1 rRNA gene is annotated in these 292 nt (G+C 39.4%); it reads right to left on the bottom strand.

From position 1 onward, the window contains the following. Positions 1-223: 223 nt before the first annotated feature. Positions 224-292 (bottom strand): 16S ribosomal RNA (locus tag ACN6NF_RS25870); the annotation flags it as partial.

Raw genomic sequence — 292 nt, 5'->3', positions numbered from 1 at the left:
TTTTCTTTCACAGAAAGAAAATGTCGATATATGCTACCTTTATTTCTCTTGTTTACACAAGATCAGCTTAAAGGAATATTCTAAAACGCAATTTCGTTTCGGTATCCAGTTTTCAAGGTGCAATTCGAGAGTTTGAACTCTCAAAACTGAGCAACGAGTGAGTAATTTTGAAGCTTATGCTTCATATTTGAATGTTTCCATCGCAGGAAACGATTCTCCATAGAAAGGAGGTGATCCAGCCGCACCTTCCGATACGGCTACCTTGTTACGACTTCACCCCAATCATCTACCC

The sequence above is a fragment of the Paenibacillus sp. TSM33 genome, assembly GCF_056099025.1.
Note: the sequence above shows the minus strand (reverse complement) of the source record. Positions and strands in the feature narration are given on the sequence as shown.